General features: G+C 64.5%; 18 protein-coding genes. 11 read left to right on the forward strand and 7 right to left on the reverse strand.

All coding sequences use genetic code 11. The features are described from left to right. Positions 1–2 precede the first annotated feature (2 nt). A complete protein-coding gene (locus V3H18_RS07930; RefSeq protein WP_332081513.1) occupies positions 3–986 on the forward strand; it encodes a zinc-dependent alcohol dehydrogenase family protein in 984 nt (327 codons plus the stop codon). A 154-nt stretch (positions 987–1,140) separates the two neighbouring features. Here V3H18_RS07930 and V3H18_RS07935 read toward each other — a convergent pair whose 3' ends face one another. From V3H18_RS07935 to V3H18_RS07955, 5 genes are all read right to left on the reverse strand, one after another. Further along, the gene (locus V3H18_RS07935) at positions 1,141–2,646 is read right to left on the reverse strand and encodes a bifunctional aminoglycoside phosphotransferase/ATP-binding protein (RefSeq protein ID WP_332081471.1); all 1,506 of its coding nucleotides are present in this window, start codon (positions 2,644–2,646) and stop codon (positions 1,141–1,143) included. Between the two features lie 22 nt (positions 2,647–2,668). After that, entirely contained in the window at positions 2,669–5,281 is a 2,613-nt protein-coding gene (gene mgtA, locus V3H18_RS07940) for a magnesium-translocating P-type ATPase (protein WP_332081472.1), read from the reverse strand. A gap of 169 nt (positions 5,282–5,450) precedes the next feature. Then, positions 5,451–5,693, reverse strand: a complete 243-nt coding sequence (locus V3H18_RS07945) for a DUF2312 domain-containing protein (RefSeq protein WP_332081473.1) — start codon at positions 5,691–5,693, stop codon at positions 5,451–5,453. A 100-nt stretch (positions 5,694–5,793) separates the two neighbouring features. Beyond that, on the reverse strand, positions 5,794–8,337 hold the full coding sequence (locus V3H18_RS07950) for a DUF2235 domain-containing protein (protein WP_332081474.1): 2,544 nt from the start codon (positions 8,335–8,337) through the stop codon (positions 5,794–5,796). Positions 8,338–8,449: 112 nt separating this feature from the next. Continuing rightward, entirely contained in the window at positions 8,450–9,673 is a 1,224-nt protein-coding gene (locus V3H18_RS07955) for a histidine decarboxylase (protein ID WP_332081475.1), read from the reverse strand. Positions 9,674–9,791: 118 nt separating this feature from the next. On the opposite strand from V3H18_RS07955, the gene V3H18_RS07960 reads away from it, so the two are divergent. The 3 genes from V3H18_RS07960 to V3H18_RS07970 all read left to right on the forward strand — a co-directional run bounded on the left by V3H18_RS07960 (position 9,792) and on the right by V3H18_RS07970 (position 12,683). Next, on the forward strand, positions 9,792–10,268 hold the full coding sequence (locus V3H18_RS07960) for an RDD family protein (protein WP_332081476.1): 477 nt from the start codon (positions 9,792–9,794) through the stop codon (positions 10,266–10,268). A 103-nt stretch (positions 10,269–10,371) separates the two neighbouring features. After that, entirely contained in the window at positions 10,372–11,106 is a 735-nt protein-coding gene (locus tag V3H18_RS07965) for an arginyltransferase (protein ID WP_332081477.1), read from the forward strand. Positions 11,107–11,339: 233 nt separating this feature from the next. Next, positions 11,340–12,683, forward strand: a complete 1,344-nt coding sequence (locus tag V3H18_RS07970; protein WP_332081478.1) for a L,D-transpeptidase family protein — start codon at positions 11,340–11,342, stop codon at positions 12,681–12,683. An 83-nt stretch (positions 12,684–12,766) separates the two neighbouring features. Here the strand turns inward: V3H18_RS07970 and V3H18_RS07975 are convergent, their stop codons facing one another. Next, complete coding sequence (locus V3H18_RS07975) at positions 12,767–13,189, reverse strand: hypothetical protein (RefSeq protein WP_332081479.1); 423 nt, start codon at positions 13,187–13,189, stop codon at positions 12,767–12,769. Continuing rightward, positions 13,186–15,051 carry a methylmalonyl-CoA mutase family protein gene (locus V3H18_RS07980; protein ID WP_332081480.1) on the reverse strand — a complete coding sequence of 622 codons (1,866 nt, stop codon included), beginning with the start codon at positions 15,049–15,051 and terminating at the stop codon, positions 13,186–13,188. The genes V3H18_RS07975 and V3H18_RS07980 overlap by 4 nt, the downstream gene beginning before the upstream one ends. A gap of 309 nt (positions 15,052–15,360) precedes the next feature. On the opposite strand from V3H18_RS07980, the gene V3H18_RS07985 reads away from it, so the two are divergent. The 7 genes from V3H18_RS07985 to V3H18_RS08015 are packed head-to-tail and all read left to right on the forward strand — an operon-like array spanning position 15,361 to position 20,984. Beyond that, a complete protein-coding gene (locus tag V3H18_RS07985; protein ID WP_332081481.1) occupies positions 15,361–15,636 on the forward strand; it encodes an acyl carrier protein in 276 nt (91 codons plus the stop codon). Further along, positions 15,637–16,872: a beta-ketoacyl-[acyl-carrier-protein] synthase family protein gene (locus tag V3H18_RS07990; protein WP_332081483.1), complete on the forward strand. Its 1,236-nt coding sequence runs from the start codon at positions 15,637–15,639 to the stop codon at positions 16,870–16,872. Beyond that, positions 16,862–17,269 carry a hypothetical protein gene (locus V3H18_RS07995; RefSeq protein ID WP_332081484.1) on the forward strand — a complete coding sequence of 136 codons (408 nt, stop codon included), beginning with the start codon at positions 16,862–16,864 and terminating at the stop codon, positions 17,267–17,269. Before V3H18_RS07990 ends, V3H18_RS07995 begins: the two co-directional genes overlap by 11 nt. Next, positions 17,266–17,673: a MaoC family dehydratase gene (locus V3H18_RS08000; RefSeq protein ID WP_332081485.1), complete on the forward strand. Its 408-nt coding sequence runs from the start codon at positions 17,266–17,268 to the stop codon at positions 17,671–17,673. Before V3H18_RS07995 ends, V3H18_RS08000 begins: the two co-directional genes overlap by 4 nt. A 58-nt stretch (positions 17,674–17,731) precedes the next feature. Then, positions 17,732–18,523 carry an SDR family NAD(P)-dependent oxidoreductase gene (locus V3H18_RS08005; protein WP_332081487.1) on the forward strand — a complete coding sequence of 264 codons (792 nt, stop codon included), beginning with the start codon at positions 17,732–17,734 and terminating at the stop codon, positions 18,521–18,523. Between the two features lie 5 nt (positions 18,524–18,528). Further along, positions 18,529–19,680, forward strand: a complete 1,152-nt coding sequence (locus V3H18_RS08010) for a glycosyltransferase (protein ID WP_332081514.1) — start codon at positions 18,529–18,531, stop codon at positions 19,678–19,680. An 8-nt stretch (positions 19,681–19,688) separates the two neighbouring features. After that, on the forward strand, positions 19,689–20,984 hold the full coding sequence (locus tag V3H18_RS08015) for a glycosyltransferase family 2 protein (RefSeq protein ID WP_332081488.1): 1,296 nt from the start codon (positions 19,689–19,691) through the stop codon (positions 20,982–20,984). The last annotated feature ends 1 nt before the right edge of the window (position 20,985 follow it).

Consider the following 20,985-nt stretch of genomic DNA (forward strand, 5'->3'; position numbering starts at 1 on the left):
TCATGAAAGCGATGGTCCTGCCGACGCCCCATGCGCCGCTCGTCATGGAGGAGCGGCCGCTCCCGTCGCCTCGCGCGGGCGAACTGCTGCTCAAAATCGAGGCCTGCGGCGTCTGCCGCACCGATCTCCATGTCGTCGACGGCGAATTGACCGAGCCGAAGCTTCCCATCGTTCCGGGCCATGAGATCGTCGGCCGGGTCGCGGCGGTCGGCGCCGACGTCGCGGGCTTCGCCCTCGGCCAACGCGTCGGCGTCCCCTGGCTCGGCCATACATGCGGACATTGCGCCTTTTGTCTGAGCGCGCGCGAGAATCTGTGCGACGATCCGCTCTTCACCGGCTATACGCGCGACGGCGGCTACGCCACCCATACGATCGCCGACGCTTCCTATTGTTTCGCGCTGCCTGAAGCTGGCGATCCGGCGACGCTCGCGCCGCTGCTTTGCGCCGGCCTCATCGGCTGGCGCACGCTGAAGATGGCGGGCGCGGCGCAAGTCGTCGGAATCTACGGCTTTGGCGCCGCCGCCCATATCATCGCGCAGGTCGCCATCGCGCAGGGAAAGCGCATCCACGCCTTCGTGCGGCCGGGAGATAAGGCGGCCGCCGATTTCGCGCTGTCGCTCGGCGCGGCCTCGGCGCAAGGGTCGGACGCGCCTGCGCCGGAAAAGCTCGACGCCGCGCTGATCTTCGCGCCCGTGGGCGCGCTCGTTCCGCCGGCGCTCGCGGCGACGAAGAAGGGCGGCTCGGTCGTTTGCGGCGGCATTCATATGAGCGATATTCCAAGTTTTCCCTATGCGCTGCTGTGGGAGGAGCGGCGGCTTCTCTCGGTCGCGAATTTAACGCGCGAGGATGCGCGCGAATTTCTCGCGCTCGCGCCGACGCTGCCTTTGAAGATGCACGCCGCTCCCTATCCGCTCGCGCTGGCGAATGAGGCGCTTGCCGATCTGCGCGCGGGACGCCTGCAGGGCGCGGCGGTGCTCATTCCATAATCCGTGATCGCTTACGCGCTCCGCAATGATAGGCGCTTGCCGATTGTCATTCCCGGCAGGCCGAAGGCCTGACCGGGAGTCCAGAGCAATATGCAAGACTATTGTTGCGATTCTGGATTCCCGATCGCGCGCAAATCGCGCGTCGGGAATGACATCACGACTTGGCGTCTCGCAACGAGGGGTCCAGCGCCTTCTCGATCTCGGCGGCGATCGTCGCCGCGTCCTTCGACGCGTCGATCTTGAGCCAGTCGATGCCGCCCGTCGCTTTCTCCATTTGTTTGGCGAGCACCTCGCGCGTCGCGTCGGAGACGTCATTGCGGCGCTGATCGACTCGCGCCGCGCGCTTCTCGAAATCGAGATCGAGCCAGACGCCGAGAAAGGGCGCTTGACGCCGATCCGCGACGCTCTTGATTTCTTCGCGGTCGGGCGCGCGGTCGAAGACCGCGTCGACGATAACAGGCCAGCCCGTGGCCGCCGTTCGCGCCGCGGCGTCGAACATCTCGCGATAGACTTTCTCCGAAACCGCGCTCGCATAGGCCTCTTGCGGCAGCCGCTCGGTGGGCGCGGCGCCAAAGAGTCGCTTGCGGATACGGTCGCTGTTGACGATGCGCGCGCCGGGCGGCGCGCCGACGCCGGGCGCCAGCGCCGCGGCGACGCTTGATTTGCCCGAGCCGCTCAGGCCGCCGATGGCGATAACGGCGGCGCGCGGCGCCGCGAGAAGTTGGCGCGCGAGCACGAAATAGGCGCGGGCGCGTTCTTCATGGTCTTGCGAGGCTTCGACATGGGCGCGGATCGCGGCGCGCAGCGACATGAAGAAAGGGAGCAGCGGCAAGCCGTCCGTCTCGTCGCGGGAGTCGAGATAGCGGTTCAGCGCCAGATTGGCGAAAGGCGGCGCGCCGACGCGCCATAGGTCCATCAGGAGAAACGCCAGATCGTACAGCACGTCGATCGTCGCCATTTCCTCATCGAATTCGAGACAGTCGAAAGGCGTCGGCGCGCCCCGATAGAGGCAGATGTTGCGCAAATTCAGATCGCCATGACAGCGCCGGACCTTGCCCTGCGCCTGGCGCGCGTCGAGCAGCGCGGCCTGCGCATCGAGCGCCTTATTTAAGTCAGCGACGAGCGCCTCGACTTCTTCGGGAGCGAAAAGCTTGGCGTCGCGCATGCTCGCCGCCGTGCTGTCGAGACTATGCCGCATCGCCGCCGATCCGCCGCGCGCGCGATCGACGGGCGCTTCGTCATGCGTCCGGGCGAGCTTTCTCGCCAGCGTCTCGATCACCTCTTTCGTCAGCCGGCCGCTTTGCGCGACCTCGTCGAGAAGATCGCCGTCGGCGAAGCGGCGCATCGCCACGACGGCGTCGATCGTCTCGCCTGCGCCGTCGAGCGCGAGGCTCCCGTCCGCTTCGCGCGTGACGCGATGGACGCCGAGATAAAGTTCGGGCGCGAAGCTTTTGTTAAGCGCCGCCTCGCGCTCGCACATGGCGAGGCGAAGCTCGGGCGTCGAGAAATCGAGATAGGGGAAACGCACCGCGCGCTTGAGTTTGAGGACCCGCTCGCGTCCCAGAAACACGATGGAAATATGCGTCGTGACGATCCGCTCCGCGCCGCCGCCCTGCGACGCGAGAAACTCGACGACTTCTTCCTGCGCGCCGAACGTCATGCCTTGGTCGACGCCTCCCGCATCACTCCTCCCAACGTTCCACGAAAGCGGTCTTCGCAAGATGCGCAAGGATGGCGTAGCCGATGAGAAAGCACAGGATGATCGGCCAATAGATCCATGGCAAGGGCGTAAAGCCGAAGACATGCGCGATCGGCGAATAGGGCAGCGCCGCGCCGACAAGACATACGAGGATCGTCGTCGCGAGCAGCGCGCCGCTCGCCCGGCTCTGGAAGAAAGGGATGCGATTGGTGCGGATGATATGGATGATGAGCGTCTGCGTCAGCAGGGATTCGACGAACCAGCCCGTCTGAAACAATTGCGGCTTGTCCCAGGCGTTAAAGAGCGTGAGCATGAGAATGAAGGTCGCATAGTCGAAGATCGAGCTGATCGGCCCCACATACAGCATGAATTTGGCGACGCCGCCGATATCCCATTTGCGCGGAAGCGCGAGATATTCTGGATCGACATTGTCGGTCGGGATGGCGGTCTGCGAGAAATCATAGAGCAGATTATTGGTGAGAATCTGAATGGGCGTCATCGGCAGGAAGGGAAGGAAGGCGCTGGCGCCGACCACGCTGAACATATTGCCGAAATTCGAACTCGCGCCCATCTTGATATATTTGACGATGTTGGCGAACACTTTGCGGCCTTCGACGACGCCGTCGTTGAGCACAGCGAGACTTTTTTCGAGCAGGATGATGTCGGCCGAGTCCCGCGCGATATCGACCGCGGAGTCGACGGAGATGCCGACATCGGCGGCTTTGAGCGCCGGGCCGTCATTGATGCCGTCGCCGAGATAGCCGACGACATGGCCATGCGCGCGCAGCGCCCTGATGACGCGCGCCTTCTGCGGCGGCGACAGTTTCGCGAAAACCGTGACGGAGCCGACGAATTCGGCGAGGCTTTCGTCGTTCATTGGCTCGATCTCGGCGCCAAGCGCCAGGCCCTCGATCGCAAGACCTACGTCGCGGCAAATCTTGCGCGTGACGATCTCATTGTCGCCGGTGAGGATTTTCACAGAGACGCCCACGCGCGCCAGTTCCGCGATCGCCTGCGCGGCGCTGTCCTTGGGCGGGTCGAGAAAGGCGATATAGCCGAGCAGCGTCAGCTCTCTTTCGTCGGCGATCGTATAGGCGCGCTGCTCGGGCGCCATCTCCTTATAGGCGACGGCGACGACGCGAAAGCCGTCGGCGTTCAATTCGGCGGTCTCGCGTTTCGCCGCTTCGCGATGCGAAGGGTCGAGCGCGCCGCGTTCGCCCTCTGTTTCGTAACTGGTCGAGGCGGCGAAGATTTCCTCGACGGCGCCCTTGCAGATCAAAAGATGCGGACCGTCGTCGCGCGCGACGACGACAGAGAGGCGCCGCCGCTCGAAGTCGAAGGGGATTTCGTCGATTTTGTCGAAGCGATGACCGGGTTGAAGTTTTTCTTCGAGTTCGACGTGCTGGAGCACGGCGACGTCGAGGAGGTTCTTGAGGCCGGACTGGAAGTGGCTGTTGAGATAAGCGAATTCGAGCACGCGCGCCGAGTCGTTCCCGTAAAGGTCGGTGTGGCGCTTCAGGATGATGCGGTCCTGCGTCAGCGTGCCGGTTTTGTCGGTGCAGAGCACGTCCATGGCGCCGAAATTCTGTATGGCGTCGAGCCGTTTGACGATCGCCTTCTTGCGCGACATCGCCAGCGCGCCCTTCGCCAGATTGACCGTGACGATCATCGGCAGCATTTCGGGCGTGAGGCCGACGGCGACGGCGACGGCGAAAAGCAAGGCTTCCGTCCAGTCTCCTTTCAGATATCCGTTGATGAGAAAGATCGTCGGCGCCATCACCGACATGAATTTTATCATCAGCCAGGTGAAGCTTTTGACGCCCTCGTCGAAGCTCGTATCGCCCTTCTTGGCGAGAAGGCCGCCCGCGACGGCGCCAAAAGACGTGCGCCCGCCGGTCGCGAGCACGAGTCCGCGCCCATAGCCGCTGAGGACGTTCGAGCCCATAAAGGCGAGATTCTCGGAAGACAACGGGTCGGGGCAATCCGCGACGGCCTGGGCGAATTTTTCTAAAGGCATCGCCTCGCCCGTCAGCGCGGATTGATTGACGAAGAGATCCTTCGCCTCGATGAGCCTCAGATCGGCCGGGATCATATCGCCCGCCGAGAGACGGACCACGTCGCCGGGAACGAGCGCTTCGAGCGGCGTCTCGACGAAGCCGTCATCGACGCCGGCCGCTTCCGGGCGGCGGACGGTCGCGTGGGTTTGAACCATGGCGCGCAGCTTCGCGGCGGCGGCGTTGGAGCGATGCTCCTGCACGAAGGCGAGCGTGACGCTGAGAACGACCATGATCGAAATGACGATCGCGGCTTGCTCGTCGCTCAACAGCCAGGAAATGATGGCGAGCGTCAACAGCAGGCCGTTGAGCGGATTGAGGATGTTTCTGACGATTTCGCGCAGCAGTCCCGCGCGCGCCTCATGCGCGATCGCGTTCGGCCCCACGCGCTTCAGCCGCAGCAAGGCCTCCTCGCCCGACAAGCCTTCTGGCGCGGCCGAAACAAGCCGGAAGGCGGCTTCGACGTCGCCCGTCGCGGCCGCGGTTAGCACGGCGCGGACCTCTCCTTCCGGCTCGAGACGCTTGCGCTCGCGATTGGCCATTGTTTTTCCGTCGGACTTGCTTTGCGACTAGAACAAATCCGCGCGTCGCCCGCAACGCCTCGCGTCAGGGGCGCGACTTTTTAAAATTCACGATCGCGTAACATCGGAGCCTAGCATGTTCCGCTTCGACCCTCGCAGCGGGGTCAGGGGACACGCGGAGCGCGCGCGGCTACTCCATGCCGAGCGCCGAGAGATAGAGGTCGAGAATCTCTTCCTCTTCCTGCCGCTTATGCTTGTCCTGCCGGCGCAGCGATACGATCTTGCGCATCACTTTGGGGTCGAAGCCCGTGCCTTTCGCTTCCGCGTAGACGTCCTTGATGTCGTCGGCGATGGCGCGCTTCTCCTCTTCGAGCTTTTCGATTCGCTCGACAAAGGCGCGCAAATGTCCGCCGTCGACGGCGTTGCTGGCCATGTGATCTTTCCCGAGGCTGTCCCACGCGGGCGAAGGCGCCGCGCCGAGGTAGACCGAGGCTTTCGACAATCGCAGCGCCGCCGTCAAGGCGGGGAAGCGACTAATCCCCGAATTCCGCAGGCAGAGGCTCGATTTTAATCTTGGCCGTCCCTTTATTGTTGCCATAGGTATGGCGGGGGTCGCCGTCGGGATTTGGCTCCTGCCCAAAGATCGTCGTGAGCGGGAGGACGCCCGAATAGGCGTCGTTGAGGTAAAGGAAGAGTTCGCCGGCTGCGGGCGATTTGAACCGCACGGTCATTTCGTTTTTCGGCGATCCGTTCGGGAAGGGCACAAAAGGCTCTCCCGGGACGAGGTCGAAGCCGCTTCGGCCAATTTGCAGGATCGGCTCCAGCCAGGGCTCGCCGAGCACGCGTTTGACCGTGAGCCCCATCAGGAAAAACCCAATTTTTTGGCCGCGGGAGAGTTCGTCGCGCTTAAGGCCGCCGAGATTGGCGGCGAGCGAGGCGTCTTTCCATTCCTTCTCGATCTTGAAGGTCGCGGCGTAATAGCGGCCCTTTTCCAATTTAAAGCCGGTAGCGGCGCAAGGATTGTCGATCGAGAAGTCGATGGTCTCTTCCTTCGACAAATTTTGGAGCGAGGCGGAGTCTTTGCACACGCCGCCCTGAAAAGCGCGATAGTGAAAATAAAGCCGGTCGAAAAAGAAGAACATGGCGATCGCGGTCGCGAGGAACAGGGCGGTTGGCGCGACTTTGAAGGAGAGGAATCGCCAGGCGCCATTGGCGAGTCGGGAGTTCAGCAAAAGGGTCGCGATGGGATCCCAAAGCCAGCGGCCGAAGAAATTTTGAGACCGGCGCTCGGTCATATGCCAGGCGTAGCGGGAGCGATCCGCGATGGTGCGCTTTAAGCGGAATCCCCAAAGGAATGACGCGACAAAGAGCGCGGCTAACAGACCAGAATAGACCGGATATTGGCGGAAGGCGTCGAACCAGGGCGTCAAAAAGCCAGGGAGATAGCCTGCGACAAAGCCGACGATCCAATTGAAAAATGTGGTGAAGGGATTGCGGGGATCGACCTCCCGGCGCTCGAAGAGCGGCGTCAGCAAGAGAAAGATCAGCGACCAAAGCGTGACCTGATAGGAGACGCGCCGCCAGAAAACGGCGGCGGCGACAAGATCGAGGGCTTCCTTGGTGGGCGTGTCCAGCTTTTCAACGAGTTCGGCCAGCCCCGCCATCCTTGCCGGCGCTCCCGTCTGTTTGCCGCTGATGAATCGGCCTTTGCGCGATCGCGCATCGGCGTGGAAATCGACGAAGGCTTTCGGTCGACCCGTATTGTCGACGACATCGAAATGCGGCGGCAGGGCGATGGGCGCATAGCCCTGGAACCCCAGCGCCATTCGATAGATGACGCTTTCATGGATTAATGCGCGCGCCAGCGGCGCTTCGGCGATTTCCCGCGCGCTCTTCCCCCGCACCCTCAAGGTGCGTTGACGCGCGCATCTCAATACGTCGGGAATGTCGCGCGGTTTGTAGCGATAGAGCGCGTTGAATCCGCTGCGCGAGTCATACAACTGCCCGAAGGGAGTCGCCTTGCCGATAATGTCGTTTCTCGCTGAATCGAGAAAGACGAGATCCCCTCGCGCCTCCGCCTCCAGCATCATCCAGCGCAGCGGCAACATCGCCTGGCTGTCGTCGGGATAGCCGCCGCCGACATTGGCGTGCACGCCCGCGAACCAGATCTGCTGGCTGCGCTCACAGACTTCTTGAAAGGCCGTGTCTTCCGCCTCTTCGGGAGTCTTTCCCGCGGCGATCTCGCGCCCGATGATCTTTTCTCGCGCCGCTTGCGCCTCGCGGCGCGCTTCCGCGTCGTCGAAAGGGATCGGCGTAAAGGCGTCGCGCTCGTCGTCGATCGAAAGCGCGTGGCGCGAGACGCGAACGATCGGCAAAAGATCGTAACTGCTGAAGGTTAAGGGAAAGATGAATTTGTCGATGAAGATGCGAAGCTCCTCGACCGGCATGCCATAGGCGCCGACCGTGTCCCATAAGGCGAGAAAATCGATCCCCTCGACATGGCAATTCTTGTTAGGGTCATAAGGATCGACGTTGCGGTCGAGAAAGGGAATAAGAATCCTGTCGCGGAAGCAGCGCCAGATGTTTTCGAGCCTGAAGACGGTGTGGAATTTCTGCGCCCTGAATCGCTGATAGGCGCGCCGCGCCAGCCGATCGAGCTCCTTTTCCGAATCCGCCTTGACCGGCAGGCCTTCCGAAGCGACGAGGCCGATCAGGACGCGAATGGTGAAGGCGCCCCGGCTGAAGCCGAAACAGGCGATTTTCGGAATATATTGTTTCTTGTCCTCGGGGATTTTCCCTGTCGCCGGATCTTTGAGCGTCTGCAACGAATCCGCGTAATGGCGCGTCAGGAATTTATAGAGATCGAGCACATTGCGCTTCAGCCCATAGCCGAAAGCGCCGCCCAGGATGGCGAGCCAGCGATGCTGGGAGGAGCCGACGCCGTCGTCGTAATAGGCGATCTGGCCCTTATCCGGCCGCATGTCGAGGGCGGCGTAGAGACGAAAGACATTGGTCTTGAAAGGCGAGGACGAACTATTGCCGGTGCCGTCCGAAAAAAGGACGATGGTCTTGAACATCTCCATCTCCAAATAAATTGAGCGAAGCGAATTGAAAATTTTACGCGCGCGACGCCGCGTCGTGCAAGGGCTATTCGCGCCTGCAATCCATCGGCGGCGTCGGCTGTCGCATTTACGCCGCGCTGCGGCGGGGCATCGGCTCGGGCGCCGGGCAGACGCGACGCAGGTCCCGCATGAAAGCGTCGATCTTCGCCTTGCTGACATGCGGCATCATGATGAGATGGGCGAAATCGTCCTTCACCGCGAGCTGCCATTTGCGAATGATTTCTCGCGGCGGCCGGTCAAGCACGACGATGTTGGAGTAAGGATTGACCCAGGCCGGCCAGCCGATTTCGGCCAGCCGCGCGAGCGCATAGTCGGCCATGTTCAGGCAGGCTTTCACCTGGGCTTCAAATCCCTTGCGTCCGAGCGCCTGGATCGCGCGCCACAGCATCAACGACGACAGGCCGTTGCGCGATCCCGCGATGGTCGTGTCCGAGGCGCCGATATATTCGATCGCCGCCTTGACGCGCTCGACATTGTGTCGCTTGGCGATGACGACGCCGGAGGGCGTCGGCATGCCGATGAATTTATGGCCCGAAACGGCGATCGAATCGGCGCCCGCGGCGAAATCGAAAGCCGGCGCGTCCTTGATGAACGGCAGCGTCATGCCGAACAATGCGGCGTCGCAGTGAATATAGGAATGGTGGATGGCGTTGTCGTGCAGCGCCTGGCGGATCTTGCCAAGATCGTCTACCGCGCCTTTCATCGTCGTGCCGATATTGGCGAGCGCGATCACGGGCTTGTCGCGGTTGAGCCGGAGCATGTCGGCGAAGTCGCCGTAATCCATCTCGCCGTTCTTTTGCGACCGCACGACGATATGCTTCAAATTGAGGACATGCACGATCTTCATCACGCTGTAATGAGTGTCCTCGGAGAAATAGACGACGCCGTTGGGGCAGACTTCGCGCGCGAGATAAAGGCCGTACATATTGCCTTCGGTGCCGCCTTGCGTGACGTAACCCCAATAATTCGGCTTTTGGATGTGATAGAGCTGCGCGAAGAAGTCGATCGCTTCGCGCTCGAATTCATGGGTGTTGACCGAGTAGAGGGTGTCCTCGAAAGGATCGCCGACATTGTTCATCGAGAAGGCGAAAAAGCGTTCAAGCTCCCGATAGTCGAAATCGAAATTGGTGGGATAGCCCAGCATATGCGCGGCGCGTCTTTTCAGCGCCTCATAGAGCCGGTCGAGGCGGGCCTGCGCCGCGGCGTCCAGCGCGCCGGCGGGCGGCGCCGCGAGCGGTCCTCTTTCCTCAGGGACTGGCGCGAATTCTTCGAGAGCGAAGGTCTTCAACATGGCGGTCCTCCGCTTGCTTAGATATGCGTTTTCGCTGAAATTACGAGGCGCGCGGCCTACTTGAAACCACGGCTCGGCTCGCCGATCTCTGCAGGACCAAACGCAAAGGCGAGGATCGATGAACGACGGCAATTCTTATGACGCCGGCCGGCCGGACGCCGGCGGTTCGCGCGCCGCGCCTTATATTCCGCGCGAAGCTTTGGAGGGCGTGCGGACGCGCCGCATCGTCGCGGTCGGGCTCGACTTCATCCTCGTCGCCGGCCTGTCGGCGGCGCTCTTCGTGGCGCTTTTCATCTTGAGCGCAGGCTTGTCGGCGTTCCTGCTGCCGCCGCTCTTCCCGATCGTCGCCTTTTTCTACAATGGGCTGACCGTCTCCGGCTGGCGCATGGCGACGCCCGGCATGGCCGTCATGGACCTCGAAATGCGCGGCATGGACGGCGAGCCGGTCCCTTTCCTGCAGGCGGCCGTTCACGCCGTGCTGTTCTACGTCACCTGGCTGTTTCCGCCGCTGCTGCTCGTCTCGCTGTTTACAAACGACAAGCGGTGCCTGCACGACATTCTCGCCGATGTCGTCGTTTTGCGCCGTTCGGCCTGAATTCTTCTTTTTGGCGCCTCAAAATTCGGTCTGGGCCAAATCCGGTCTTGGCGCAGCGGGCGCCGGCGCTCTAGATTAATGAACGAATCTGGACCGATCGAGCGTGACGAAAGAACCCCGCGACGCGCCGCAGTTCTATCTGACCTCCCCCGCGCCCTGCCCCTATCTGCCGGGCCGCGAGGAGCGGAAGGTTTTCACCCATCTCATCGGACTGCGCGCGCCGGCGCTTAACGATACGCTGACGCAATCGGGCTTCCGCCGCTCGCAGACGATCGCCTATCGGCCGGCCTGCGAACAATGCCGCGCCTGCGTCTCGGTGCGCGTCAAGATCGACGAGTTTTCGCTCTCGCGCGGCATGCGCCGCGTCCTTCGCCGCAACGCCGATCTCGTCGGCGAGACGCGGCCGGCGCGCGCGACGCCCGAGCAATACGCCTTGTTTCGCCGCTATGTCGGGGCGCGCCATTTCGACGGCGGCATGGCCGACATGAGCATGGTCGATTATCAGATGATGATCGAGGACAGCCATGTCGACACGCGGCTCTTCGAATATCGACTGGCGAGAGGGCGGGGCGGGGCGGCCGGCGCGCTCGTCGCCTGCTGCCTCACCGACCGGCTCTCCGACGGTCTGTCGATGGTCTATTCCTTTTACGAGCCGGAGCTGGAGCAACGCTCGCTCGGGGCCTTCATGATTCTCGACCATGCCGAGCGGGCGCGAGCCTTCGGGCTGCCGCACGTCTACCTTGGCTATTGGGTCGAGGGCTCGCGCAAGATGGAATACAAGTCGCGCTTCCTGCCGCAGGAGCGGCTCGGCATGGGCGGCTGGACGCGGGTCGGCTGACGGTTTCGCGCAAAGGCTCAATTAACAAGGCGTTAACCGCGGTTGAGGCGGCGAAACGGCGGAAGCGTTCCGCTCTCGGCCCCGGCCACAAAAACGCCGGACTATTCGCGCCTTGTTAACGCTGAAGATGCACAAGTGAGGGGAATGACGCGGCGCGGCCCGTGGGCCGGCGTCGTCTTTTGGCCATCCCGCCGCGGTTGCGCCGGGCGGAGGACGCAAAAGTGGAGCGATCTGTGCGAATACTCAAGATTTCCCGGCTTTCCTGCGGCGCGGCGCTGATTCTTTCGGCCGGCCTGTCGCCCGCCCTGGCGGCTTCCGACTTCGGCGGCCAGGCGGAGTGGGCGCAGCGCTATGACGCCGACGCCCGCCTCACGGTTTCCCGCTCGACGACGCCGATTCTCTCGCCGCAGACGGTCGCGGCCACCGAGGCGGCGATCGAACATTTCCGCGAGATCGTCGCCAATGGCGGCTGGCCGCAGGTGCCCGCCGGCCAGCAGTTGCGGCTCGGCTCGAACGGTCCGGCGGTCTCGATGTTGCGCCGGCGCCTGATCGTCTCTGGCGACATCGGGTCGGAGACCGGGACGAGCCCCGTGTTCGATTCCTATGTCGAGGCGGCGGTGCGCCGCTTTCAGGCGCGCCATGGCGTCATCGCCACCGGCGTCGTCAATCAGTCCACGCTTCAGGCGCTCAACGTGCCGGCGGAGACGCGGCTGCAGCAGCTCGAGACCAATCTCGTGCGGCTGCGCAGCTTCTCGCATGATCTCGGCAATCGCTACGTCACCGCCAATATTCCGGCCGCCTCGGTGGAGACGGTCGAGAATGGCGAGGTCATCACCCATCACATGGCGGGCGTCGGCAAGATCGACCGGCAGTCGCCGGTGATGCAGACCAAGGCGATTCAGGTCAATTTCAACCCGTTCTGGACCGTCCCCGCCTCGGTGATCCGCAAGGATCTCATCCCCAAGATGCAGGCGGACCCCAATTATCTCAGCGCCAATCACATCCGCGTCTACAACAAGGACAATCAGGAGCTTCAGCCCGAGCAGATCAACTGGCGCTCGCTCGACGCGCTGAACTTCCGCTTCCGGCAGGACATCGGCGGCGACTTCAATTCGCTCGGCGTCGTGCGCATCGACATCGCCAATCCCTACGGCGTCTATATGCACGACACGCCGGCGAAGGGCGTCTTCGGCGACGACTTCCGCTTCGTCTCCTCGGGCTGCATCCGCCTGCAGAATGTGCGCGACTATGTCGCTTGGCTGCTGAAGGAGACGCCCGGCTGGGACCGCGACCACATCGATCAGGTGATCGCTTCTGGCGAGCGCATCGACGTCAAGATCACGCCTGCCGTGCCGGTCTATTGGGTCTATGTGACGGCCTGGGCGGCGCCGGACGGCGTGACGCAGTTCCGCGACGACATCTATCAGCGCGACGGGCTTGGCCTTCGCGCCGCCGCGGCCGAAACCGCGCAGGCCCCCGCGCCGGTCGCGCAAATGTCCCGCCGGACGGCGAACGAGCCCATATCGCTGCTGCCGCGCGACGACGACGAGATGTTTGTCGACGAGCGGCTGCGCTAACGCCGTTTCCGATCGAACGGAATCGTCCGATCGATCGGAAATAGCCGCAAATCAAGAAATCAGGGCGCGTTCGTGAACGCGCTCTATTGGACCGCCGCCTCGCGGCTGCGCGAAGCGCGCCAGACGCCGCCGCACATGTCGGTGGACGAAGACCAGGCTCCCGACGCCTGGCCGCCCCGCATCGTTCCGTGCAAGCGGACGACGCGCTCGCCGGAGCCGGTGAAGCGCGCGACGATCGAGCCCTCCTGGTCGACATAGCCCCAGGACGAGAGCTGCGCTCCCTGCGTCGGGGCGATCCTGTTGTCGGCGATCTCCAGGGAGGGAGGGATGAGCGTCGGGCATTCGCCGACGGTCGTCGTCGCCTCGACGGTCCAGGAGCCATTGGGATCGCCCGGCATGGACGCCGCTTGTTCGCTCCCAGGCTTCGGCTTGGTCTTGGATGGCTGTTTGGCGTTCGCGCCGCCCGCGGCGACGCATATCGCGAGCATCAACAAAAGTTGCTTCATTTGGCCCCCATCAGCGCCCGTTGCAGAACCTCCTGCATGTCGCAGCCCGCGTAAATGAATTCGGCCACGCCGGCGTGACGCAAACGCTCTTCGAGTTCGCCGGGCCGCCCGGCGAGATAGAGAAGCGCGCCGGCCCCTTTTAGGGCAAGCGCCGCCGCTTCCGCAGCGTCTCCATAAATCCGGTCCGACGAGCAGAGGCAAGCGACTTTCGCGCCACAGTTGCGATAGGCCGCCACGATCTCGCTTGTCGACTCCGTCTCCGGTCCGAATACCGCTTCGACGCCCCCCGCCTCGAAGAAATTCTTGGCGAAATTGGCGCGCGCCGTAAAGGCGGCGACCGAACCGAGATTGGCGAGGAAAATTTTAGGCCGGCGCCCCGTCGCGGCAAGATGCGCGTCGGAATCGTCGCGCAGCCGCTCGAAGGGCGCCGCGAGGCGATGCGGCGCGAGCGGCTGGCTTTGGAGCGCGCCGGCGGGCGCCGGCGCCGCGTCGAGCGCGGGGTTATACGGGGCAAGGACCGACAGCGCGATTTCGTGAATGTCGGGGAACTGATTGGCGCCGATGATCTTGTCCTTCGCCCGCGCGACGTTTTTCGCGCGCAAGGCGGCCGCCTCGGCGACGCGGGCCTGAAAAGCGCCGGTCTCCAGCGATTTGGGAAGGCCGCCCTCGGCCTCGATCTGCTGAAAGCCGGCCCAGGCGCGCTCGCACAGCGCCTCGGTCAGCGCCTCGAAGCCGCCGGCCCCGTTCGTGGGATCGTCGACGGCGTCGATATGGGATTCGTCCTGCAGGACGAGTTGGGTGTCCCGGGCGAGACGGCGCGCGAATTCGTCGGGCGCGCCCAGCGCCTGCGTGAAGGGCAGTACGCTTACGACGTCGGCGCCGCCGATGGCGGCGGAGAAAGCGGCCAGCGTGCCGCGCAGAATATTGTTCCAGGGATCGCGGCGCGACATCATCCGCCACGCCGTTTCGGCGAAAAGCAGCGTCGTCCTGGGCGCAAGGCCGCAAGCTTCCTCGACGCGCGCCCAGAGCCGGCGCGCCGCGCGGAACTTGGCGACGCTCAGGAATTCGTCGGCGTCGGCCGCGAAGCGGAAGGCGATGAGCGCCCGCGCCGCCTCGATGTCGAGGCCGCCGTCCGTCAATCCGCGCAGATAGGCGAGCGCCGCCGAGAGCGCGAAGGCGAGCTCCTGCGCCTCGGCGCCTCCCGCCGCATGGACGCTTCGAGCGTCGGCGACGGCGGTGGCGTAGGCGAAACCGGCCCCTGCGGCGCTTTTGACGCTTTGCGCGAAGCTCTTGGCCGTCTCGTCCCAGGGCGCGGGCGCGAACCCATGGCGCGCCTGCGCGCCGAGCGGGTCGTATCCCAGCGAGACGCGGGTGATGGAGGGGTCGATATGCTGGGCGTCGATGAAGCGCATCAGCGAGAGCGCGGCGCCGGGCGCCCGCGGCGAATAGTCGAGCGTGACCGGAACCCCGTAGTCGAACCGCACATGGGCGAGCGCATGGGAGATCGTCTCCGCGCCGTCGTCGGGGAGGCCCCCGCCATAAGCGCCCGTCGACCCGGCGAAGACGAGATGCAGCCCGTCGGCTCCCCCTTCAAGGTCCTGTAACGCCAAGCGGTTGGCGGCCTCGGGGTCGGCGCCGTCGAGACGGGCGAGGATCGCCCAGCGGCCCGGCCTCTTGCGCAGGGCGCGGGGGCCGGGGAGGGCGGCGCGGCCATAGAGCGGCTGGAGCGCGAGGCCGTCATAGGTCTTGGAGACGAGCGTGGCGGAGGACGCGCCCTTCAGCGCGCGCTCGACGAGCTTTTGCCACTGTTCCTCCGTCGGCTGTGGAAAAACCCCAGCGAGCGCCGTCTCTTGGCCTGTCATTTCGTTCAAAACCCTCCATTGTTCGCGCGGCCTTTTCGCACGAAGCGCTACGGGGGGCCACCGCAAAACCGCCGCAGGCGGGGCGGGCTTTATTTTCGCCGCTAAACCCCTTAACCAGAGGCGCCGCGCCGACGGGCGGGAGAAAGGGACGCGGCGCGGCGGAATTAACGATGGGCGCGCGCCGCTTTGGGCGACGGCGCCTCGCGTCCCGGCCGCATTTGGGCGCGTCGGCGGGCCGCCTTCCCTTATCAACGCCTCACGCGATCGCCGCCTTTCGGGCGGCCGGAAAGACCCCGAACGGAGGGATTCGTGACAGATAATCCGCAGGACAAGAGCCAGCTCGTCGAGGAGATCATCGAGGTGATCGCGGCCGAAGGCATGGTCGACCGCAGCAAGATCACGCCCGACGCCAGCATCGAAAGCCTCGACCTCAAATCCGTGGACATTGTGATGATCCTCACGGCGCTCGAGGAGAAGTTCAACGTCTATATTCCGATGGATGGCTCGCTTCAGGAGGCCAAGGACGTCAAAAGCCTTATCGACGCCATCGCCGACCACATTCAGAAAGAGCGCGAGAAGCAGTAAATGGCGGCATCGCGGGGGCGCGCCGGAGAGCGTCGCGTCGTTATCTCCGGCATGGGCGCCGTCTGCGCCTCGGGCGTCGGCGCGCAAAAGCTCTGGGAGGCTGCGCGCGACGGCGTCGCGCAGATCCGCGCGCTCAAAACTCAGCGACCCTATGACGGGCGCATCAAAATCGCGGCGCAGGTGCCCGATTTCAATCCAGCCGACCATATCGAGCCGGAAGTCCTGCCCTTTTGCGATCCTTTCACCCAGTTCTGCGTGGTCGCCGCCGACGAGGCGATGGCGCAGGCGGGCTTCAAGCGCAAGGATATTTCAGGGCCGAGAACCGCCGTCATCATCGGCTCCGGCATCGGCGGGATGACGACGATCGAGGACGGCATCTATCGCTATTATGTCGAGAAGCAGCGCCCCGAAACTTTAAGCGTCCCGAAGCTCATTCCGAGCGCGGCGCCGACGACGCTCGGCATGCGCTTTTCGGCGCTCGGACCCACTTTCGCCATCGGCAGCGCCTGCTCCTCGGCGAGCCAGTCGCTGGGGCTCGGCATGCAGATGATCCGGCAGGGGCTCGTGGACAAGGCCATCGTCGGGGGCGCCGAGGCCTGCGTCATCAACGCCACGATCCGCGCCTGGGAGGGTCTGCGCGTGATGACGCCCAACCTTTGCCGCCCCTTCTCCAAGGGCCGCAACGGCATGTCGCTCGGCGAGGGCGCGGCGGTCTTCATTCTCGAGACGGAAGAGTCCGCCCGCGCCAGAGGACACGAACCTCTCTGCGAACTCGCGGGCTATGGCACGACGAGCGACGCCAAGGATCCCGTGCGGCCCGACCTCGAAGGCGCGTCGAACGCCATCAGGCTTGCGCTGGAGGATGCGGGGCTCGAGCCCGGCGATATCGATTATATCAACGCCCACGGCACCGCGACGCACGCCAATGACATCACCGAGGCCGAAGCGATCCTGCGCATCTTCGGCGAGTATGGGAAGGTCGTTCCGGTCTCGTCGACGAAGCCCATTCACGGCCATGCGCTCGGCGCGAGCGGCGGCCTCGAGCTTGTCATCACGATCCAGGCGCTACGCGAGCAGATCGCGCCGCCGACGATCAATTTCCTCGAGGCGGACCCGCGCTGTCCGCTCGACGTCGTTCCCAATGTCGCGCGCAAGCATAAGATCGACGCCGCCATGTCGAATTCCTTCGCCTTCGGCGGAATCAACGCCGTACTGGTCGTGCGCCATGCCGGTTGAGACGTCGCTTGAGGCGCCGATCGCGCTCGGGCCCTTCAGGCTGCGCGTCGATCCCGCGCGGGCGGCGGCCTACGCAAGAGAGATCGGCGCCGATGAGGCGAGCGTGCCGCTCGCCTATCCCGCGGTTTGGCTCGCCGAGCCCGAGCTTTTCGCCAAGGTGCGCGAGCTTTGCGCCTCTCTCGACGTTGTGCCGGTGCATGAATCGCAGAGTTTCGCCTATGAGTCGCCGCTCGTCGCCGGCGAGAGCTATGATTTGAGCGTCACGCTGAATCGCGAGGAGAAGCCGCCACGGCTGACTCTTGCGGCCTCGATCGCGACGCCTTCCGGCGCGCCCTGCGGAAGGATCGAAACCATGCTGCGGCTCGTGCCGCGCGCGGGCTTCGGGAGCGGATCATGAGCGCGCCGATCAATGTCGGCGACAGACTGCCGGAGAGGGTCATCGGCCCCTTCGACGCGGGGGCGCTCGCGCGCTACGCCGAAGTTTCCGGCGACGACAATCCGCTCCATCTCGACGATGCGGTGGCGGCGGCGATCGGCCTCGCCGCGCCGCCGGTGCATGGCATGAAGCTTCTCGCCGCTTTCGAGCCGATGCTGAAGGCGTGGCGCGACGACCTCGTCATCGCCGCGCTTGGGGGCAAATTCGTGCAACCGATCCTGCGCGGCGAGACCGTCACGCTCTCGGGCCGGGTGCTGCGCGCCTCGGAGCAGGAGATTTTCGTGCGCCTCTTCGCCCATGGGGCGGCGCGCGCGCCGGGCGTCATCGGCGAAGCGACGCTGCGCCCTGCGGAGCGACGCCTATGAGGTCTCTCGAAACCTTAGGACCGATCCTCTCCCCATGGGAGAGGGCGGGCGCGCGCCTATGACGCCGCGCCTCCTCATCACCGGCGCGTCGAGCGGCATCGGCCGGGCGCTCGCCATCGCCTATGCGCGGGAGGGCGCGAGCCTCGTCCTGCTCGGGCGCGACCGCGCGCGCCTCGAGGAGACAGCGAAGGCCGCTCTCGCCGCCGGCGCCGGGGGCGCGGAGACTTACGTCGCGGATGTGAGAGATCGCGAGGCGATGGCGCGCCTCGTTCGGGACGCGCATGACAAGCGCCCGATCGACATTCTCGTCGCCAACGCCGGCGTCGCCACCGGGCTCGCGCCGGGGCAGATTATGGAGACGCCCGAGGCGGTGCGCGCCATGCTCGCGATCAATGTCGGCGGCGTCTTCAATACGGTGGAGCCGATCCTCACGCAGATGTGCGAGCGAAAGAGCGGGGCGATCGCCATCGTCGGCTCAATGGCGGGCGTGCGCAGCCTGCCTTATTCGCCGTCTTATTGCGCCGCCAAGGCCGCGACTCATATGTGGGCCGATTCGCTGCGCGGGCGCCTCGCGCCGCATGGCGTCTCGGTCAGCCTCATCGTGCCGGGCTTCGTCAAGACGCCCATGTCGGCGCGCACCAAATCCTGGCAGCCCGGCGCGATCTCCGACGAGCAAGCCGCGCAGATCATCAAGCGCGGCCTCGCGCGCCGTCGCCCCGTGATCGCCTTTCCGCGCTCCATGTATTACGCGATGCGCTTCTTCTCGCTCTTGCCGCCCGGTCTCGTCGACGGCGTCATGCGCCGCTTCCATGTCGAAGTGCCGGAGACGGCGGAGCGCGGCGAATCGTGACGGCCATGGCCGTTTTCGCCTGGGCCGCGGGCTTCTACTGGATCGTCGCCGTCGCGTTGCTCGTCGTCTCGGTCGCCGCGACGATCGCGCAGCCCTGGCTCGCCGCGCGCCGAGCGACGCGGCGCGACAAGCCGCCCATTTCTCTCGTTCTGCCGGTGAAGCTGCTCGAAGAAGGGTTCGAGCGCACGCAGGAATCGGCGCTGACGCAGCAATATCCGGTTTACGACGTGACCGTCGCGGCCGTCGAACCCGATTCGCCTGCGCTCGCCGCGATGCGCGCCCTTCTCGCGCGCCATGCGAATGCGCCGTCGCGCATCCTGCGTTCGACCGCGCGATTCGCCGTTAGTCCCAAGGTCGACAATCTTTACGCGCCTTTCATGCAGGCGACGCACGACACGATCTTCATGAAGGACGCCAATGTGCTGCTCGAAGCCGACGCGCTCGCCGAGCATGTCCGGCAATTGACTGATTCGGTCGGCCTCGTTTGCGCCATTCCCTATTGCGCCAGGCTCGAGAATTTCGCCGCCCAGGTGGAGGCGGCGATTATCAACGGGCCGCATGCGCGCATGCTGTTTCTCGCCTCTGCGCTGGGACAGGGGCATGGCGTCGGCAAGATCATGCTTTTCCGCCGCTCGGATTTCCTGCGCGCCGGAGGGTTTGACGCGATTTCCCATACGGTGGGCGAGGACAATGCGCTCGCCAAGGCGATGCGGCGCATCGGCAAGCGGCCGGTCTTCTCGCATCGCCTTGTTCGGCAGGAATTGGGAAAGCGCGCCTTCCGTGATGTTTATCAACGACAATTGCGGTGGAGCGTCGTGCGCCGCAACGACGAGCTTCTCTCCTTCCTGCTGGAGCCGATATGCCAGGCGATTCCAGCGGTTATGGCGGCTATCGTCGCCGCGCCGCTCGCCGGGCTTGCGCCGCTCGCGGCGGCGGGAGCGACGTTTATTCTGTGGTTTGTCTTGGAGACGTTGCTTTCCATGGCAAAAGGATGGCAGTTATCCTGGGTTGCGCCCGTGGTCTTTGTCGTCCGCGAGGCGCTGATGATTGCGGTCTGGTTGAACGCCTGGACCACCGATCGGGTCATCTGGGCGAGGGATAGCGTGAACGCCAGCGCCGGCGCCAAGCCCGCGCCGGTTCCGCATGAAGAAGGATAAGCCGTCTAGTGCTGGGGCTTTTCGGATTCCTCATTGACGTCGTCGCTTTCTCTTGCGCCCTGATCTTGGTCGCGCTCGGCGTCGGCTTCCTGGTCGTTATCGGCCGCTTCTTCTACGATCAGTTGCGCGGGATTCGCGATCCCGAAGCGCGCGCTCCGCAGGACGCGGCGCTGCCATGCGTGCTGTTGCAGATCCCCGTCTTCAACGAGCCGCTCGTCACCGAACAGTCGCTGCGCTGCGTGGCGCAGCTCGACTGGCCGAAGGAGAAGCTGCGCATTCAGCTTCTCGACGATTCGACCGACGAAACCAGCGCGCGCGCCGACGTCGTCGCGGCGGAGTTGCGGGCGGGCGGGGCGGTGATCGACCATGTGCGCCGCGCCGACCGCTCGGGCTTCAAGGCCGGCGCCTGCGCGCATGGGCTGACGCTGACCGACGAGCCCTTCATCGCCATGCTCGACGCCGATTTTCGGCCGCCGACGAACTGGCTGAAATGCGCCGTGCCGCTGTTTCTCACCGACGATCGCGTCGGCTTCGTGCAGTCGCGCTGCGAATTTCAAAATTACGAAAAGAACTGGCTCACGCGCGCCCAGGGCCTCGTGCAGGACGGCCATTACCTCGTCGAGCAGCGAAGCCGCGCCCACGCCGGCTGGCTCTTCCAGTTCAACGGCACCGGCGGCATATGGCGGCGCGCGACGATCGAGGATTCAGGCGGCTGGTCGGATTATTCGCTCTGCGAAGACCTCGATCTCACCGTGCGCGCGGCGCTTCGCGGCTGGCATGGGCTCTTCATCGCCGAGCCTGCGATCCCCGGCCAGGTGCCGGAAGGCATCCGCGACTTCCGCCGCCAGCAGCGGCGCTGGTCCAATGGTTTCGTCCAGGTCGCGCAAAAGACCATTCTGCCGATCTGGCGCTCGCCCTGGAGCCTGACGAGCCGGCTGATGGCGATCTTTCTGATCGTGCATCAGATTTTCTTCCCCATCGTCGCCATCGGACTGATCGCTTTCACCCTCGGCGCGATCCTGCATGGATCGCTCGCGCCTTATCTTTGCGTGCTCAAGCTCATTGCGATCCTGACGGCGCTGGTGGCGCTCGGCTTCACCTTGCCGCCCTATCTCGCGCTGAAACGCGGGACGCTCATCGATTACGCCAAGACGGTCGCCTCGATCCCGCCGCTGATGATCTATCTCGCCTTCGCCAATGGCGCGAAGATTTTGCAGACGCTGCGCGGGCGCAAATCCACTTTCAAGCGCACGCCCAAGCTCGATCATGAGACGGCGGCGGCGGTGGACGTCGAGGCGGAGTGAC

The sequence above is a fragment of the Methylocystis borbori genome (assembly GCF_036576025.1).
Classification (GTDB): domain Bacteria; phylum Pseudomonadota; class Alphaproteobacteria; order Rhizobiales; family Beijerinckiaceae; genus Methylocystis; species Methylocystis borbori.